Consider the following 18,156-nt stretch of genomic DNA (forward strand, 5'->3'; position numbering starts at 1 on the left):
CCCACGCCGCACTGGGGGAGGCGGTGCGCGCGGGCCGGGCCTCATTGTGAGCGAGGGAGGTGGAGCGGTGGCGAGCAACACGGAGTCGGTGCGCGCGCCGATCACGTACGCCTCGACCGCGCCGAAAGACGACCCGCGCCGCTCCTTCCACCTCAAACTCAAGCACTCTCAATATGAAGAACTGAAAATGAAAGCGGCCGGCGCGCGAGTGTCCATGTCGGACTACCTCGTGCGCTTCGGATTGGGCCGGAAGGTTGAGCAAGTCAGCGCCGGTGAGATACGCGAAGTGCTCGCTGAGCTACGCAAACTGCGTCGGCAAATCCAAGGCGAAGCCACCAACATTAACCAGATCGCACACTGGGCAAACAGTGAACAAGCCTTCCCCGCGGAGGCACGTGAAGTCGCTGCGCAACTGCGCTCCCAAGTCAACGCGATCAACTTACTGCGCATTAAGTTGGTGGAGCTTTTATGATCCCGAACATCATGCGCGGCGGAGATATCGGCGGCTTAGTGCGTTACTTGTTTGGGCCGGGGCGCGCCAACGAACACAGTGATCAGCATATTGTTGCGGGCAGTGAAGACATCGCTTCCGAGTGGGCTTATGGCGGGCGCGTCCTCGAGCAAGACGAAAAAAGAATCGTCGCGAAACTCCTCGACCAAAACCGCCTTGAGCACGGCACTCAGATTCTCGGTGAAGTCACCCGCTGGGACTATAAAGAAGAACGTGCTATCCCCGTGTCGAAAGAAAAAACACCCGCCCACGTCTGGCACTGCTCGCTCTCCTTGCATCCGGATGAAGAACCTTTGAGTGACGAAACATGGGCGAATATTGCGCGCGATTTTGTGGAGGGAATGGAATTCGACAACCGAGCAACAACCTCGAAGTCGCCGTGCCAGTGGATAGCTGTGCGCCACGGATTCACCAAGAACGGTGGCGACCACATTCATATCGCGCTCGTGCTCGTGCGTGAAGATGGGACCAAAGGCAATACTTGGCTCGACTATAAGCGCTCCCAAAAACTCTGCACGGCTTTGGAAGAAAAATACGGTCTCGCGGTCCTCGAATCACGCAAACACAACTACGCTTCCCGGGGCTACAAAACCGAAGACAACAAGGAGCTGCGTCTCGATTTAGAGGCAGCGATGCGCCTGGCAGCCGGTGCGGCCTCTACCGAAAGCGAATACCTCGAAGAACTCACGCGCCACGGCATACAGTTCCGGCCCCGCTACGCCAAGGGCCAAGGCGTTGTCGCCTACACCGTCACCAAAACCGAGCCCGGTAAACGCGCTATCTGGATTGGCGGAGGACGTGTGGCCCGCGACCTCACCCTCACCCGCCTACGCGCCCAGTGGAACGACACCCTAGAGGAGCGTCGCAAGGCAGCTGACCTATGGAACCCGCTCAGAGACCCGGCACCGCATACGCCCGCGCAAGCACGGATGCTTGAAGAAAAAATCCGAGACATCGCCGGCAGCGTCGCCAGTGAGAGCGACTTCGCCACCCGGTTGCGTGCATCGGGCCTGCTCGTATCCGCACGCCTCAACGACGAAGCAAGTGAAGCAATCTCGTATTCGGTGGCCGCTAAACCCGAACCCGGACACAAACCCACCTGGTACTCTTCAAGCCGTATGTCGGCCGACGTCGCTTTGTCGGTGTTGCGCGAGACGTGGTGGGACAACCCGCTTACGCGATCAAGCGCGGTAGCGATCTGGAAACCCGCCTCCCGCACACGTGACAATGATGAGGCACAGGTATGGAGTGAGTTCGGAAAAGCACTCACCCAAACCATTACCGACATTGAGCGCGCCGACACCAGCGATTGCATGGCAGTGGCCGATAGCTGCGCTCGTGCATCCGCACTCTTCGCCGGCCTCGCAAACGCCTACGGCCCAGAACAAGGCCGCGCCTTCGCCCGTGCATCCCAAGTCCTAGGCCGGCGCGCCCAAACCAAACACACACCTGCGCCTCATCGCTACTCGCCCGCGTTTACGAGCGGGTTGCGGGCGCTCAGCGCTTTGAGCCGGCCGCGTAGCCGCGCCGCATGGGTCAGCAACCAAGTCATGGACTCAATGGAACGTATCGTCACCGGTATTAACCGGCTCCAGACCGCCCACGGCGAACTAACACTCGCCCGCCGCACGCTAAAAGAAACCAAGACCGCCCTCGCAACACTCGCCGCGCCCGAACCACGCACCGACGCCGGTAGTCGGCTTCCTGGAGTGGAATACGGGCAGCCCGATTGGAGTGGGCTAACGCTGGATGGACAGATAGACCTGCGTAAAGGTAAGGGAAGCGAAGCTAGTTATGGAAATGCGCCAAGTCTCGGAGAAGGAAACTGGAATGCCTAAGGTTGCACGCCTGGCATGGTCGTTTCCAGTGACGCTTCCCCTTTACGAATATGGTGGTAACGCTAAGATTGCAATCAAGAACAGGAGGTGGCAACAACGATGAGTCAGCTAGCGGACATTCTTGCTCTCGCGCGTAAAACCAATAAGAAGATCACGCAACCGGTACGCCTCGCCACCCTGCTTTATGAGGGGATTGACGCAGCCTTTATGGAGGTCGACCCCGGAGCGCTCCAGCCATGCCAGATAGAGCGCGAACAAGCCACCCGCGATATTACTACCTGGCAAGAGCGTGGCATCAATATCCTCTCGGTCTTAGATCACGACTATCCCCAATACCTCGCCCAAGCACGCGATGCTCCCTTGCTCATCTACTACGAAGGCGAGATCAATCCTGTAGACCGAGCGGTCGCTATTGTTGGCTCACGCCAAGCCACACGAGAGGACTGTGAGCGCGCGCGAGTGATCGCCCACCTAGTGGTTGAGCAAGGCTATAGCGTCGCCAGCGGACTCGCGCGCGGTATCGACACCGCAGCTCACGAAGGCACCTTGGAGGCTGGTGGGCGCACCATCGCCGTCATGGGAACCGGTATCGACATTACATATCCGCCCGAGAACGGGCAGTTACGTTCGAGAATTGTTGAGAGTGGGGGCCTGGTTCTCACCCAATTCGAGCCAGGCGCTCCGCCAACCAAGGTGTCGTTCCCGATGCGCAATGCCACCATGTCCGGATATTCCCAAGCGACCATAGTGGTGGCCGCTGGCGAATACTCTGGAACCCGCAACCAAGTACGCGCCGCACTAGCGCACGGGCGCAGCGTTATCCTGCTCGCGCCCGTCGTTCGTCAAACACAATGGGCAAGCAAGCTCGCGGATAACCCGGGCGTGTATATCGCGTCGACCATGAAGGAAATTCGCCAGGCATTGGAGAATATCGCGCGTGCCTACAACCTCTTTGCCCTGACATGATTACCCGGCAGGAACTCTCCCTTATCTGGGCACAAGCCGGCCCGACCATTGGGAACCTTGACTATATTTCCGCTGATTTAGAACCATACGTATGTGCGGTGTGCCGCGGCCCTCTCGACCCTCGATACAAGTACTGCCCGCGCTGCCGTCACTACCCAAAGCTTATCGACGAGACTGGCTTTTGTACCTACGTATCTAAGGGTGGCCAGCTCTTGCGCTACATGTATGACTACAAGGCACGCGGGAATCAGATCAAGCAGGGCCTGGCACGACCAGCACTATGCATGATCCTGGGCATCCAGCTAAACAATCATCTAGATTGCACATGCGGGAAAATAATCCGAGGCTACGATGCCTGGACACTCGTTCCCTCAACTAAACGCGCTCCAGAAGAAGGCACTGCCCACCCCCTTTACCACATCCTCACCAACACTATCCGCCTGAATGAAGACCTTCCCTACCTGCCTATCCGAAGCCTCGACACCGGCAGCGATCCACGCCAAGTAAGTCCAAACAGATACGAATTCGCTATACGCCCAACCCCGCCGAGAGTCCTCGTCATCGACGACACCTGGGTATCCGGTTCCCATATCTTCTCGGTCGCAGCACGCCTGCGTGAATACGGAACCCGGCACGTCTCCACATTGTGTCTTGCACGCATGATTAATCCCGACTTCTATAACGGGAAAACCATCCTTGAGACGGCCGAAAAGACGCATATCGGCCACGCCGTTCACTACTGCCCATGGCTATAAGTTAAGTGAGGAGAGGATTTTCATGCCCGGAAAACAAAAATTCAAACCCATGTATGCCGATGAATTCGCTTTCTTCGAGAAATGGCTCGCCCCAAACTACCGCCGCTCCATCACCACCGGCTGCGTATGGTGCCCCTTATGGTGGGACCACCCCGAAGCTAGAACCCGGGTTAGGGCCATGTGGGAAGCCTGGGAAATCTACCGCTTCGAGCGGCCCGTAGGCGGCCTCGCGGCATGGTTCACCGACGTCGCAGACCCGATGATGCGCGTCCTCCTCGACCCGAACAACGTTTTCAAAGGATGTACCGCAACGACGCACTACGCACGCTCGGGCAGGGACCTTTCGTTGCCGTTCGTTTCTTTCACACAGGAAACAGGTGAAGAAATAGCAACCCGGCGCGAAAATGTTCCCGGGCAAAGGGAAACGGCACCAGCTATCTACTTTCCGGTAATGAGCTAGATCCGTCCTCGCGGTGCCGGGGTTCCTCGACCTATTCTTTCCCCTACGAAACCTTACAGGCAGTATGGATCCAAAGTAGCGGCTCATATTGGTTGGCTACTTAAAATGGTTCATCGCAAGCAATCACCATTTAGAAAGGCCAAAAATGATCGCCTGGGAAAACTTGCTCACCGGGTTCGGTTTTAAATTTCGAACCCTCGTAAACCTTGTGGTTTCGTCTTATCTCCTGGCTTCAATCTTGTCGTTTTTCAGATTCGGGGAATCCGGATTTTCTAATTTCGCCGGCGTTGCGCGTTCCTTTCAACTTGTCGCACTGGGAGACTGGATTGAGAACACTTACCAATCACTCAAATCTGAAATCCCCGAATCTGCGCTGGAGTTTGTTTTTACGATATGGCTCATTTTGATATGTTTTTCTTTTGTAGCTGATTACAAGAATGGAGCTCCATCAAACTTTGTACCGAATTCTGCTTTCGCAGCTGCCTGTATTTGGGCTCTCTGGGTCGATTTTATCTCCCCTGGGACAGCCTGCATTTATGCGCTGGGAGGCATTAGCGTGGCCCTCTACGTGCTTTTTCGGATAGACGGGGGAGAAACTCTATTAATGGCGATCATCGGAATCTTGGTTACTTTTGTCTACGTAGTACTGGCATTCCCGCTGTGGTTTGCAGGATCAGATGCAGCAAACCACAGCGGCGATTTCGAGCGCGGTTTCAGAGCTGGGCGCTCGCTTTCGGCTCGAAATCGAACGTAGGCTACTCCTGAGTGGCGGCTGACTCATCTCCTCCGTCTTTGCGTGAAAGCATTGCAGTTTGACCGTTTTCCTCGTTTAGGTCATATGCGAGATGGGTGTAGTAAACCAGTGCTTTATTGGTGTTTTCGGTGAAATGCCGGGTCGCGTAAGGCGTCAGCTGCGCCGTATGCATGACAATATTACGCAACGGCGATATCTTGCATTGAAAATCGTCCGTAACGCAGGAGTCTTCAAGCGAAGAAGAAGCTTCTTTCAGAAGGTCGGTGAATCCGAGATAGTACAGGTCTTCTTGCGGTGTACGACACGGTTCTACGTAGCCGGCATCTTTTTCGTTTTTCTTTTCCTGGTTGCGGTACTTTTCCACTCGGGTGCGCGATCTTTCACTGAGAGTTATCTGGAGTTTGCGGTGCAGGTCTCGGACTAGATTCTCTAACCGATAAAGGTCGCCATAATGCGCAAGATTCTGGTGCAGCCCCTCGGTCATGCGCGGGTTTTCAAGCTCTTTAACGATCCGGTCCTTGTATTCGGGCGAGCGTTTCGCGAACTCCTTATTCTCTTCCTTGATGTATTTATCGGCCGCACGCTGAGCAGCACTCCGGCGACCTGTCTGCTCGGGGTCGCCTTCTTCTTTGAGCTCGAGACGCCACTTATCCCATTGGTCGTACACTTTCCGACGTATGTCTTGTGCCCACTCGTCTAGGAATGCATTCAAGAGCGGCTCATCTTCCTGAACACCCTCACGCGAAGAGGTAAAAGGATCGGAATCCGAGAACTCGCCGTCAAGTGCGTCAAGGTGGATTTGTCCGTACAAGTATTGTTCCGGGACTCGTGCGGATGGTCGCCGCGATAGGATATCGCGTTCACGTAACCTACCGTTGACGAATAGATCTACTCCGATACGCTTACCGGTACCGAAAACATTGAGACTTTCAGGCTTTCTCACGCTAGCGATAAAACCACGTACATTCGCAACACTGGAGAACTCCAGGGTGTCATTACGGGAAGCCTGAATGCTGCTCACGAACGGGTCCTCAAAATCCTTCCCGATCCTCCATAAAAACTGCGTTGCGTCGCTGAGTTCGCGCGCATCGCCCGGCCCGATAGGCTTGCCCTTGAAAAATATCGTGAAGCTCGGATCTAGCAGTGAGAAGCGAAAATCTAAAGCCAGAGCCTTACGCAGAAAAATGTCGGTAGAGTTTTTCGCTTTATTGCCCTCGAATTTTAAAAGCGTTCCGTGCTTAAGGTAGTCGAAGTCGTCTCGGACTGAATCTGTAATACTCGGAAGATTCAGCTCGTACTGTGTTTTATCTTCCACGATAGCATTATCAACTACCTGGTTATCAATCACGCACCCAGAAACCGGCCCGCCTGCCGGTTTCGAGGACACCGTGACTTTATCGGCGCACGAAAGCAACGCCAATTTTCCGATACCTTTGGCTCCAATAAACGGGCGTTTCTTACCCGAAAGACGTCCGCGTTCCTTGCGCTTGGAATAACCAATCTTCAAGAACTTATTCTGGATGTCATCCGATGTCATCCCAATACCATCATCCTTGATGGTCATCACATCATTTTTCCGGTCAAACGTGATCCATACATTAGTGGCGTCGGCATCCCACGCATTAGAAATCGCCTCGCCCAGGATCGTGATGAAATTCCGGTAAAGACCACGACCTAAATGGTCAAGCGTCGTCAGGGAAAACACGAACTGATATTCAGCTTCTTGGTTCATAGCTCTAATCATGACATACCAGTGAACACGTCACCGGCGTCGTTGAAGATCGCGTGTGAAAAGCTCGCCGACCAACTTCCCAAAAACCGGAGGAACAGCGTTACCGATCATCTTTCCCAATCCCTTGAAAGTGATCTCGCTACCAGGCTCAACGAAACGATAATCGCGCGGGAAACCCTGCAAAATAGCAGCCTCCCGCGGCGTAATCGTACGTTCCTGGAAAGGATGACCAAAACGTCCAGACCCATAATTGAAGAACTGGGTCGTGATGGTTGGGGAAGGCTCGGCCGGGTTCATAACGCCGTAGAAGGATTTAAAACTCTGCCCACTATCCCGTCTCTGGCATGGCGCGCGTAAATCTTCAGGCCAGTCAAGCCATGTACCGCCCGGACGTGAGGCCCGACGGCGAGCAAGATTCAACGGGCTTAACGCGCGCGCTTTATGGAGTGGGTCGCTTTGATCATGTTCACCGGCCTTGAGCTTTGGAAGGCCGGCGAGGGCTTCGCCAACACTCACGGCCGCACCTTCTTGTGATGTTGGTAAAGACAGTGGCCCGTGGGCAGAGGCGGCTAAAACGAGTCGGCGTCGACGTTGGGGTAGCCCGAAATTTTCGCCCTTGAGAACCTTATAGTCCACCGAGTAACCCAACGATTCGAGTTTCGTCACGAAGCTAGCGAATACGGGCTGGCGTTGCAGGCCCGTAACGTTTTCCATTGTCACGTAATCGGGCAGCGTTTCTTCTACAAGGCGCTCAAACTCACCCAACAGCCCCCATTCTTTCTCACGGCTCGTGTCCGCACCGCGTCGCTGGGAAGAAAAAGGCTGGCATGGAGCACACCCTGCCAGGAGACGAACTTTGCTTTTACCCCAGAGTTTTTCCAGGTCTTTCTTGCTTACCTCGGTAACTGATTGGCATACGAATTTCGCGCCGATGTTCTCCTCGAAAGGAAACCGGCATTTCTCGTCCATATCCACTCCGCCGAGCACGCGGATACCGGCCTGGCTCAGGCCGCACGATAGTCCACCTGCCCCGCAAAACAGGTCCACGGCACCAATTCGAGGAATACTCACGATTCACATCCTAATAAAAATAGACACGTCAAGCCCTCACCTACCCGCGAGTAAATAGACCACAGCAACAAACACGCGAAAACTCACGGCTCAGTATTGTTATTGGGCTTTGGCGGCTTGCTCGCTCGCCACGTTTTCTGCCTTCGGCTTCTTCTTGCCAGGCATCGCGACAGCGGCCGCTCGCGCGGCAGGGTTACCCGGGCACGCGGCCTGGACGCTCAATTCTCCGATGATGGCGCCTTCGCCGGTAGCATCGCCGAAAGTAATGCCGGCTGCTGCGGCTTTCTCCCGCATCTGCGCTATCCTCTGTTTCATCGCTTCAATGCCCAAGACCGGGGCTACCGGTTCTACTGCCGCCTCGTGCTCCACACCAGCCCCCGGCATACCAACCCTCGGGGTGGTCGCGGCCGCACGAGTGGTGTCCGCTGGTGTCTTGTCCGACGTCGCTACGTCAGGACGGGAGTCGAGGGCTGCGGTGAGCCTGTCTACCTGCTCCTGGGAGAGTGAGTCGGTGTCGGCGCCGTCGATCATGTCGGGTGTGATTCCGTGGTCTTCCAGGAAAGACGCGACACGTGCATGTGCTTGCGCGGCCAATGGATCAGCCCCTGCATATTTCTTCGATAGGCCATACATGCGAGCAATATCCATCGCGCTAGCTGAGTCCCACCAGCGTTCATTACTTGCTTGGGCGAGGAAAGGACGCGCCACACCAAGCTGCGCAGTGAAAGCCTGCTGGGCGGTGGCTGCGCGCTGCGCCGAGCGCTGCAAATGCGCGGCATACTCCGTCTGTACGCGGGCGACAATCATCGACGCCGCCTTCACTAAGGCCGCAAGGGACTCAACGGTCTCGTCCATGACATCTTCAGTCTGTTCACTCATAATCTCTTACCTCTCTGTGTTGATGAAAAAATGTGGTTGTTGGTTAGTTGGTCCAGGCATCACGCACCCCACCAAGCGCAGCACTGCTACTAGGTGTGGCGTTCGAGCCGTAGCGGGCAATAGACTCCTCCACCAGCTCTTGATTTTCTCCCTCGAACCAGGGGAGGAGCTTTATGAGTGTGGGTCGGGATTTTGAAGCAAACAGCCAGGCACGCCACGCCGGCAACGCCGCTAGCTCGGCTTCACTCGCTATAGGTACTTCGAGCGAGTTTTGGGAGATGGAGGTCGATCGCACACCCTTCGACAGTGATGTGGAGCGTTGGGATGTGCGGTAAGTGCCGATGAGCTTCGATATTTTCGCCAGGATCTCCGTCTCTTTCACACCACCCGCATAAAGCACGTTATTCGCGGCCGACCAGAGCATGTTCATGCCCGCTTCGCCCCACACGCTCACGCCTTGCGACCAGGACTGCAAAATCGTGTGGAGGCAGATGCCTTTCGACCCGAAATGAGAATAAAGCCGCGGAAGCTCGCGCCACGGGCACACGTTCGCGGCTTCATCGAGCACGACCATCATCGGCGTGGCAAGCCGTCCGCCGTGCTGACTCTGCGCGTAGTTTTCAGCCGCCAAACACGTCACGGCCGTCAGCGCCGCGACCAAGGGTGAGATTGCTGCTCCGTCGACGGACATCGAGAACAAGGCTTCGCGGGTTTGCACGAAAGTGGCTGGGTTGAATTCTGCCCCACCCCCGGCCCACCAGGTCCTGGTTTCGGGGTCGCCCACCCATTCCAAGCCACTACGCGCATGTGCCCACATACCACCCTTAGTAACGCTGGGGAGGTCCATTTGTGCCCGGAGTAGCGCGGCGAGTTCGCTCATGCCGTGGTTACGCAGAATGTCGATAGGTGTTTCATCCAGGGTGGATTGCACCCATGCATAGACATCGGCCATGGAGCGGTGCTCGAGTGCGGCCGCGGCTAGCAGGCAGGCGCGGATTTGTTCTCCGCCGCCATCCCAAAAGCCGTCATATGCTTTGGTTGCGGTGCCGGCGCGGGCCGCGTCCCCCAATACTTTCGCTAGGTGGGTGGCGCGCGAGAAGAGGCTCCCGCCATAAGCAGGACTGGTGAGGTAGGTGAGGGGATTCCACCACATCGTGCCGGGCCGGCCGAGGATGTTGCAGGGGTCAAACACCCATGCTTTCTCGCCCAGTTGCTCGCGTGCATAGCGGGTGGCGTCGACGAGGTCGCGTTTATTCGACGTCGCCAATACGGCTCCCGGTGCTTCCAGAAGTAAGGGGATGGCGTAGCCGGCTGTTTTACCACCACGTGGCCCGGAGAGCATGAGCGAGACACTCTCAAAGTCGCCATAGAGTAGTTCGCCGGTGTCTACCGCCCGCCCAAGCTTGTACCCTACAGGGGTATCTCCGCTGATGCCGAGGCGCTGGGCTTTCTCAGCAACCACGCTGCGTTGGAGAGCTTGGCGAGCAGAGCGCCCGCCGGTCAATCTGGCTTTGTTGTCTCCTCGAACCCGCCGCCCCCGCACTTTCAACACGCGCCAGGAAACTAGGCCGGCAATGCTCATGACGATTGCGGAGAAAATCCCGGCTATCACCCACGTCACGCTGCTCAGGTGTAGCTTGCCGGTTGCGAGGTAGATGACGAGAACGAGCGGGTTAAACGGCACCGCTTCGCCGGTGATGAGGCCGGCGAGGAAAAGGGATGCACACAGACACGCGCCGACGCCAATAGCAGCCAACGTGGCGATGAGCGTGCCGGTATTCCCGGTTGTTCCAGGCTTATTATTCATGCCACCTCCACGAAGTATCACTAAGGTCGCGCTCACAGGGCGTGAGGACGCATTCGGCCGGAATACCGGGCTGCCGGCCGACTTTGATGAGGAACCGCCCACGCCCCACCGGCGCAGATAAGCGCCCCGTATCAGGGTCAAGGCTTCCCGGGTCTTGCCAGCTTGTGAGTACGTCTTCCTCCGCGGAATTCAGCCTCACCGCACCGCGCAGCAAACCCATTTCCCGTTCAGGTAGGCCGCCAAGGAGGCACACTCCGGCGCGCTCCACGAACCCGCGTGCCTTGGCCCGGGCTTGCTCGGACGCTAGGGCCTCGAGGTCGCTCATGGTGTGGGTGATCATGGCCTGGCCCACCGCCCATTGGCGGTTGAGGCGTGTGAGGGCGTCGACGGAGTCAACCATGCCCTCCCCGGCCCGCAGCACGCGCCATAACTCATCCATGACCACGAAAAACAGCCGACGGCTGGCGAGGTTGTTATCGGCGAGGGTGTTCGAGGTCGTGATATTCCCGAACCCGTACGACCAGCACGCCAAGAGCACTGCGGCTTGTAGGGCTTCATCCGCACCCGACACCGCGGAGACATCGAAGACGACGGACCGGTCCATCCGCATAGGAGTTGTGGTGGGGGCTGCGAATATTTGCCCAAAACGGCCCCCGAGTAGTGCCATGAGTGATGCCTCGAGAGCTTCCGTGACTTGCAAGTAGCGGTCGATGGAACCGCGATCAAGTGCCGCCAAACGTACGTCGTCGGGTGCCGCCCGAACAATAGCGAGGATGTCGCTAATGATGGGGACGGTGGTGGGGTTGTGGGTATCCCACACGCGCAGCGCCCGGTCAAGGATGGTCCTTTCCCGGTCGGTGATGCGGCCGCCGCGCACCAGCTCAACAAGAGACGAAAGCATCGTAAGCTGGCGAGCATGAGCACTATTCAATAGATCGAGGCGGGCTTGGCCAGAGAGTGCTTGTGCTGCCTGGTGGGTGTTTCCGGTGTCTAGCGGATTCAGGCTCACCCCGCCGCGGCCGATAGTAATGCATTGGCCTCCCATAGCCTCCACCAAATCCACGTAATCCGGTTTCAAATCACCAAGAACCATTGTCGAGACACCGAACCCGGCCAGACCCAAACTAATGTGCCGCACTGCCGAAGACTTGCCTAGGCCGGGCAGGCCGAGGACGAACATGCTCGGGTTGGAGATCATGCCCGCCCGAAACCAACTAATCGGGTCGAAACAAACGGGGGAGAGGCTGCCGCCTTTCTCGCACTGCCCGAACGGCACCCCAATAAGCGGGGCTGGCGCGCCACTAGCAAACGGCCACAGGCCACATACCTGCACCGAGGTGCCGCGCCATTGGGGGAGTGCCGGAACATAGGATTGGCGGCCGCCCCCGCGTCCGGTAAACCCACGCGAACCAGGCCCCCGCCCGTTCATAGTGCTCGTGGTATTGCTTTGGCTGGTCATAGTGCCTCCCGAACACTCTCACTAATCACCGAATACCGGCCCGGAATCACCCCGAGCGGTAGAGAGATGGCGAAGGCGGAGTCTTGCCCGCCATAGCATTTCCGGATCCGAATCCGCGCCGACGATGCTAGTGAGCCGACCGCGTCGGCCATGTCTTTCACGTCTCCGGCATCGCGCATGGTGGTTGCGGTAATCACCATCCCGAAATTCTCCAGCCCCGCACCGGCCGCTTCCTCGGCAGCGGAGGCTACCGCGTGAGCAAGTGCGACCTCATCGCGTGCCCGCACATTCGCGGATGACGAGACCCGCACGGAAGCGGCGTTTTTATCTTTCTCCACGATCTCCCCGGCCCGCCCAGCCTCGATAGGTCGATAAAGCAAGGCGACCCGTTTGCGGGCAATACGAGGAGACGGCGCCAGCAGCGAGGCAAGGATGTTTGATTGGACGATGCCGCGTGGTGCGGCGCTCATAACCCACGACACCGACACCGCGTTGTCGTGGATGAGGTTGTCCCAGTTAGCTTGCGTGGCACTCGGGCCAACCTCATTCCACTCCAAGGTAACTGCCTCGCTGCTGGCTAGTGCGTCGTCGAAAATCTCTTGCGCATCCGGGTCATACGCCAAACGCACCACCCGCCCCACACCCGCGGCATCTAAAGGACGCACAAAGCCCGCACCCGTCCCAGTCAATGCCTGAGACAATGACGGTAGACGAGTCGCCAGTTCCTGACCGGCCGCCGCCAAATCGAGTGTTTTCCCGCTACCTTTACCCAAATGGTTTTCGAAGGTGAGGGTCACGTAGGCGCGCAGCGACGCGGACCCGTAGGGGTATAACTGGCTCACTTCGCTGAGCATCTGTTCGGCCAAGTTGGGGATGTTTTCTTGCTTGTTTGCGGTGATTTCACGCTGAAGGCGCGAGCCGGTATCGGGTGCGGATTCCACGACGACGCTCGCACCGATAAGGCCTGGTTCTTCGCCCAGGCGCGCTAAAAACTGCCCCCAGCGCGCCACCCACGTGTCGATCTGGTCTTGAGTGACCAGGGATGCTCCTTCACTTTCGCAGGCGAAGACGACAGCGAAGGTGCCCGTTTTTCCGGTGGTGATGACGGCGAAGTCACGCCCGAAACCATCCACAAAATCAGCCACCCTCGTAGGTGCGAGAATACCCGGGAGCATGAAAGGTCCACCTGTTACCCCGAGTGGGCCGGAGCGGTAGAGATTCTCACCGCGGCTGCGCGAGCGCCAAAATCGCATTCTTTCTCCAATCTTCCCCGCGAGTGACACCCCATGCATGTCTTTGCGGGCAAACAACAAACCAAGCGAGCCGCAGATGCTCCCGAGTACCAACGCGGGGATGATTCCGGCAATAATCTGCACAAGAACCATCAAGATCAGGAGGGCGAAGACGCCGACCGTCAGCGCCCCGGAAAGCCGCCCGATACCCGGGGCTTGGGGCCGCCGCCAGTGGCCATAGGTTCTGGGTGTGCTCATGCGTTTTCCTCGCTCTCACTATCTGCGCCGCTTGCTAGATTCGACGTGAAGGCGCCGGTCTGGCGGGCTTTATCGAAAGCGCCGCGCCCGGGCTGCTTTGTGGGTAGGGCGAAAGGTGAGGCCGGCTTGGATGGGGGTGTGGGGGCCGCGCCACTAGCCTGACTACCCGCCGACACCGAAGGCATGGGTGTCTGTGCCTGCTTCTTCGCCGCCCGCGCACGCCGCGGTGTTTTCTTCGCACTGCCTGTATTAGCGGGTGCGCTGGTAGCGCCACTAGCCGCGCCACTCCTACTCGCCGGGCCGCTCCTGCTTGTCCCGGTGGTTCCGGTGGTTGCTGCGCCGGTCGCACCCACACCACCACTACCACTCGCCGTGCTACTGGCACTTGTTTTTGTGGCGCGGGCAGCCCGGACTTTCGAGACCCCGCCCCGCGCTGCGGCTACCCCGCCGCGCGCAACCTTAATAGCACCCGACGCAACGAGTGCCCCGGCCGCGCCTCCCAGGCCGGCCGCTATCCCACTCATCCCAGCGCCGCTTGACATGGAGGCGGTTGCGGGGACTACGAAACGCATGAGCGCGGGCATAGCAAACCCCGCCAACACCAACACCCCGACGCCCACGAGAATAGTGGTGACGGAGTTCGTCAGCGAAGAGTCGTCTCCGATGGCGGTTTTCATCTGCTCCAGGACACACTTCTGGTACTCCTCGAGTTTCGCTTCGTCGAAGGTCCCGCAGGCTTGCTCCACGCGCGCGGTCATCGTCGGCGGACTACCAGAGGAAATCAGCCTCATACCGATAGAGAGGATGATGGCGAAAGCTGGCTTATACAGCAAAAAAGCGATAATCCAGGTTTTTGTTTTCTCAAACCACTGCCGCCCCACGGCCGTGTTGGTGGCCGCTGCCGAAAGAGGCAAAATACCGATCAAGAGCACGAGGAAAGAATCCCGACACAACAGCAAAATCAATGCGAGGAGGGTGCCGAGCAGCATCGCCGCGAGCAAGAAGATCGTCAGGATCGCTAAATTTGTGCCCTCATCAATCATCACATTGATAGCGGCCTGAACGCTCTCCATCGACCCCGAAGAGCTGAGTAGCCAGCTTGAGAAAAGGGAGGATGCCTCCATCAAGAGTTGGATCACTGTCACGCCCGCACCCGAAACAATAACGAGTTGGATGACTGATTGGAGCATGTCGCGTAGGGGTTCGCCGCGTCGATGCCAAGCCATCGACCCCGCACCCACAAGCACCCCCAAGAGCATAAACAAGCCGGTTGCATAGGAAAGCGAGTCGTGGATCCAGGTGATCGCCTCCGTATCCTGCAAGTTCAGGCGCGGATTGGAGGATACGAAGCCTACGAGGAACTCCAGGAGCCACATGGAGGCGCTAGCCATTGCTTCAGCCAGTAGCTCAATGACGGAGCCGACGAGCGTTGAAAACCCTTTGCCGACCCAGGCGAGCGGGTTCAAAATATTCCAACCACACACATCCGTCACGCAGACCGTCGGTGTCGGGCCGCCGGGCACCCACGCAGGTAGAGGCGCGAGGTAATCAGCAAACACTACCGCGTCCATAACGTCCACCCCGTAGACAAGGGCCGATCAACCACCGTGAGTACCGTGGACATGTCCGCCACCGGCCGCGTCCGCCACATCTGTGTTTTCTTGTCGTAGGTGAGGTCGAGGCTGCGCCCAAACACCACGCCAGGCTGTGCGTCCAGCATGAACGCCACCCCAATACTCGCCCGCTCGAGGTCGTAGTCGAAGACCTGGAAACCCACCAGACGCGGGGCAGGGAGCACCCGCCCGGCCAGCTCACCGGCCGCCTCAAGCAACACCTTTTTGTCCGGGCCGTCCGCCAATAACTCGTCGAGGACAGCTTGTGCGTTTGGGCCGCCAACAGACGACAACGACACGTAATTAAGCGCCGCTAAAACTGCGGCTTTTGGGGTATTCGTATAGCCACGAGCCGCAGGGGTCTGCTCGCACGGCCCCGCGCCCGGGAGCGTGGCTAGGCGCACCCCAAGCGGGCCGTCCTGCCACACGGGCGTGAAATTCCGGTCTGGTAGCGACATGTCACTAAAATCCAGACCACACCCAGGCGTCGCCGACGCTGACGCCTGCGGCGAAGGCGGAGCAGTAGATATGGAGGGGACCGGCGTAGGGTCTGTGTGAGTATTCGCGGGTGCGATGAGCGCCCACACCACCGCCACAATGCCCGCAACCACGAGCAGACCGCCGATAGTTAGCCCTACACCCAGCCCCTTACTGCCTGGCTTATTGTCTTTACCCATGCCTGTCCCCTCCAATCCTTGTATCGTCTTTTTGCTGCGGGCTGCTTATAGGGTGATGAAAGCGCCGATAAGCGAGGTAGCCGAACCAATTAATACGAGCGCCGCCAAGACCCAAAGCAAGCCTTTGGCTTCCTCAAGACCTTCCCCATGCCTTGCGTTGATGGCGAGCTTGCCCGCAACAATGAAAATCCCGAGCAAACACAACACGCCTGCACCCCAGGCCACGTATCCCAAAATCTGGGTAATCTTCTCCGTTCCCGGAGGCTGAGTCGGCGTCACCTCAATAAACGGCAAAAGCGCCGCATGAAGGTAGGCTTCCAGGGTTGATAGTTGGGTAAACATGTTTTCTCCTTTAGATATCTAGGGACACCCCACCGACAGCGGGAATGTCATCAATAAAAACTTCTGGTTCTTCGCCCGCGCTTGCCAGGGAGCGCAGGTCTTGGACGGCCTTGTGTGCGGCGAGCTGAGGGTCGTCTCGCCCGAGCCTTAGTGCCTGGCTGTAAGGGAGGCGCCACACGGCCGGAAACACACTCTCGGTGAGCGCACGCGCACGCGCCAGCTCACGCGGCAAGCGCCCGGGCTGATCGGCAACAAGCACAAGCCCGACGCACTCGACGCCGGCCACGCGCCCACCGAACAACGCGCCCGCGCACTCACGCGCCGCCGCCATACCGGTAGCGGTGGGGCGGGCAACCACCACACACCGCGCCGGCTGCGGAGCAGACACAGGCCAGACGCGCCCAAAATCAACCAACCCACACAACGCGGCGATAGTCGTCGTGCCCACGCCACCACTCGCGCCCACCGCAAACACCGCCGTGCTCGGATCCGTCCATACACACGGCAGGACGCTCCCTTCACCGGGAAGGTCAGGAAGCTGACCCCAGGGCAGGGCAAGACCAGCCCGCGCGGGTTGAGTTTTGTGTTTACGCACCAGTGCCCACCTCCTGGGAAAACTCATTGGTCGTGTGCGTGCAAAGCCCCCTAGTTAGTAGCACCGCAAAACAGAGCAGTGCATCAAGAAAAGGAGGATGCTCATGAGTCAGGAAAAAATGGGATGGCCACGCGAGGTCGAAACCACCATCGAAACGGTCTACGCCGTCACTGGCGATCGGCTCCCGCCCTTCGTTCAGGAAGCCACCTGGTATACGAGCCTGGACGAGGCCCGAGCCGCAGCACGCAAAACCGCCGGGGTTGTGTGGACGAGCAGCCTGGTCACCACCGTTTCTATCAGCGAATGGGAGATTCACGAGACCACCCCCGATGCGGGAGAATCTGAGGAAAGTTGAGAAGGACACCCTTCCACAATGATCTTCAACCGGAATTCTTCCTTCTCGGTGAACGAGCGGCGCCCACGCGCGAAACCTAGTAAAAAAGAACCTTTCGCGCCTTCTCGACGTGACCCGTTAATAAGCCCCATCCACGCACCGATAGCATTTTTGCTAATCCCTAAACGCGCCAGTTCACGGTCTTCCCGAGCATGAGTCGTCCGGGTGTGAAAACCCCACTGTGCGGAAAGCTCAAGCATCCGCCGCATTCCATGCCAGGCGACACCCTGGTCAACACCGCGTGCCACCAGCTCGCCGACCAAGAACTGCGCGCCCGCACTCCACCCCGCAGCATCCTCAAGCAAAACCCGAGAATCCCCATGCTCGTAATCTGCCCTCCGCGCCCCAAGCCCACCAGCCTGTTCCTCGAAACCAGTGCCCCCATAGTCCACCGGCTCGGCCGGCATATCGGCTTCCAAGAATTGCCGTACCGCCCGGCTGATCGCATACGCCCACCGAAAACGCGCACCCACCACCGCACGCGTACGCGTACGCATAACCTCCCACACCCGCGAGATGAGATCCCCTACCACTTCATCAAAACCAAGCCACGGGTACTGCCTAACAAGAACCGCCAGACGAGAGCGCGCCCGCACCCCAATCGCCACCGAAAGGCGCTCCACAACAGCCTCATCACCCCAACCACACCCATCCAAATACTTCAAAACCATGGCCAAGCCTTCGTTTGTGAGAGGATCAGCCACCTTAATATGCGGCGGCGTGATAGTCACCTGGTCAGTGCCAGCAGTGCCAGCAGTGCCAGCAGTGCCAGCAGTGCCAGCAGTGCCAGCAGTGCCAGCAGTGCCAGCAGTG

General features: G+C 58.3%; 18 protein-coding genes. 7 read left to right on the forward strand and 11 right to left on the reverse strand.

Going from position 1 to position 18,156, the window contains the following annotated elements:
* The 6 genes from mobC to ACRQEG_RS09080 all read left to right on the forward strand — a co-directional run.
* A partial coding sequence (gene mobC / locus ACRQEG_RS09055; protein ID WP_435733860.1) for a plasmid mobilization relaxosome protein MobC occupies positions 1-472 on the forward strand: 472 nt, incomplete at its 5' end.
* On the forward strand, positions 469-2,349 hold the full coding sequence (locus tag ACRQEG_RS09060) for a relaxase/mobilization nuclease domain-containing protein (protein WP_284905827.1): 1,881 nt from the start codon (positions 469-471) through the stop codon (positions 2,347-2,349). The genes mobC and ACRQEG_RS09060, both read left to right, overlap by 4 nt.
* 99 nt (positions 2,350-2,448) lie before the next feature.
* Positions 2,449-3,315 (forward strand): DNA-processing protein DprA, encoded by an 867-nt coding sequence (locus ACRQEG_RS09065; RefSeq protein ID WP_435706437.1) that lies wholly within the window; start codon positions 2,449-2,451, stop codon positions 3,313-3,315.
* Positions 3,312-4,070, forward strand: a complete 759-nt coding sequence (locus ACRQEG_RS09070; protein ID WP_284905830.1) for a hypothetical protein — start codon at positions 3,312-3,314, stop codon at positions 4,068-4,070. Before ACRQEG_RS09065 ends, ACRQEG_RS09070 begins: the two co-directional genes overlap by 4 nt.
* A 22-nt stretch (positions 4,071-4,092) precedes the next feature.
* The gene (locus ACRQEG_RS09075) at positions 4,093-4,530 is read left to right on the forward strand and encodes a DUF4913 domain-containing protein (protein WP_284905832.1); all 438 of its coding nucleotides are present in this window, start codon (positions 4,093-4,095) and stop codon (positions 4,528-4,530) included.
* A 145-nt stretch (positions 4,531-4,675) separates the two neighbouring features.
* Positions 4,676-5,284 carry a hypothetical protein gene (locus ACRQEG_RS09080; RefSeq protein ID WP_284905834.1) on the forward strand — a complete coding sequence of 203 codons (609 nt, stop codon included), beginning with the start codon at positions 4,676-4,678 and terminating at the stop codon, positions 5,282-5,284.
* Between the two features lies 1 nt (position 5,285).
* On the opposite strand, the gene ACRQEG_RS09085 is transcribed toward ACRQEG_RS09080, so the two are convergent.
* The 10 genes from ACRQEG_RS09085 to ACRQEG_RS09130 all read right to left on the reverse strand — a co-directional run bounded on the left by ACRQEG_RS09085 (position 5,286) and on the right by ACRQEG_RS09130 (position 16,949).
* Entirely contained in the window at positions 5,286-7,016 is a 1,731-nt protein-coding gene (locus ACRQEG_RS09085; RefSeq protein WP_284905836.1) for an ATP-binding protein, read from the reverse strand.
* Between the two features lie 30 nt (positions 7,017-7,046).
* On the reverse strand, positions 7,047-8,087 hold the full coding sequence (locus ACRQEG_RS09090; RefSeq protein ID WP_284905838.1) for a DNA cytosine methyltransferase: 1,041 nt from the start codon (positions 8,085-8,087) through the stop codon (positions 7,047-7,049).
* Positions 8,088-8,186: 99 nt separating this feature from the next.
* The gene (locus ACRQEG_RS09095) at positions 8,187-8,966 is read right to left on the reverse strand and encodes a hypothetical protein (protein WP_284905839.1); all 780 of its coding nucleotides are present in this window, start codon (positions 8,964-8,966) and stop codon (positions 8,187-8,189) included.
* Between the two features lie 43 nt (positions 8,967-9,009).
* Positions 9,010-10,773 carry a type IV secretory system conjugative DNA transfer family protein gene (locus ACRQEG_RS09100; RefSeq protein ID WP_284905840.1) on the reverse strand — a complete coding sequence of 588 codons (1,764 nt, stop codon included), beginning with the start codon at positions 10,771-10,773 and terminating at the stop codon, positions 9,010-9,012.
* The gene (locus tag ACRQEG_RS09105) at positions 10,766-12,232 is read right to left on the reverse strand and encodes a putative type IV secretion/conjugal transfer ATPase (RefSeq protein ID WP_284905841.1); all 1,467 of its coding nucleotides are present in this window, start codon (positions 12,230-12,232) and stop codon (positions 10,766-10,768) included. The genes ACRQEG_RS09100 and ACRQEG_RS09105 overlap by 8 nt, the downstream gene beginning before the upstream one ends.
* Positions 12,229-13,722, reverse strand: coding sequence for an SCO6880 family protein (locus ACRQEG_RS09110; protein WP_284905844.1), 1,494 nt, complete (start codon positions 13,720-13,722; stop codon positions 12,229-12,231). Before ACRQEG_RS09110 ends, ACRQEG_RS09105 begins: the two co-directional genes overlap by 4 nt.
* On the reverse strand, positions 13,719-15,293 hold the full coding sequence (locus ACRQEG_RS09115; protein ID WP_284905846.1) for a hypothetical protein: 1,575 nt from the start codon (positions 15,291-15,293) through the stop codon (positions 13,719-13,721). The genes ACRQEG_RS09110 and ACRQEG_RS09115 overlap by 4 nt, the downstream gene beginning before the upstream one ends.
* Positions 15,281-16,012 carry a DUF8175 domain-containg protein gene (locus tag ACRQEG_RS09120; RefSeq protein WP_435730769.1) on the reverse strand — a complete coding sequence of 244 codons (732 nt, stop codon included), beginning with the start codon at positions 16,010-16,012 and terminating at the stop codon, positions 15,281-15,283. The genes ACRQEG_RS09115 and ACRQEG_RS09120 overlap by 13 nt, the downstream gene beginning before the upstream one ends.
* 45 nt (positions 16,013-16,057) lie before the next feature.
* Positions 16,058-16,354: a hypothetical protein gene (locus ACRQEG_RS09125; RefSeq protein ID WP_284905850.1), complete on the reverse strand. Its 297-nt coding sequence runs from the start codon at positions 16,352-16,354 to the stop codon at positions 16,058-16,060.
* 10 nt (positions 16,355-16,364) lie between these two features.
* On the reverse strand, positions 16,365-16,949 hold the full coding sequence (locus tag ACRQEG_RS09130; protein ID WP_284905852.1) for a DUF6668 family protein: 585 nt from the start codon (positions 16,947-16,949) through the stop codon (positions 16,365-16,367).
* A gap of 103 nt (positions 16,950-17,052) precedes the next feature.
* On the opposite strand from ACRQEG_RS09130, the gene ACRQEG_RS09135 reads away from it, so the two are divergent.
* Positions 17,053-17,304 (forward strand): hypothetical protein, encoded by a 252-nt coding sequence (locus tag ACRQEG_RS09135; protein ID WP_284905854.1) that lies wholly within the window; start codon positions 17,053-17,055, stop codon positions 17,302-17,304.
* Here the strand turns inward: ACRQEG_RS09135 and ACRQEG_RS09140 are convergent.
* Positions 17,262-18,156: hypothetical protein (locus tag ACRQEG_RS09140; protein ID WP_435712588.1), on the reverse strand; the 895-nt coding region annotated here is incomplete at its 5' end. The genes ACRQEG_RS09135 and ACRQEG_RS09140 overlap by 43 nt on opposite strands.

The organism is Actinotignum stranguriae (assembly GCF_051265215.1).
Taxonomy (GTDB): domain Bacteria; phylum Actinomycetota; class Actinomycetes; order Actinomycetales; family Actinomycetaceae; genus Actinotignum; species Actinotignum schaalii_C.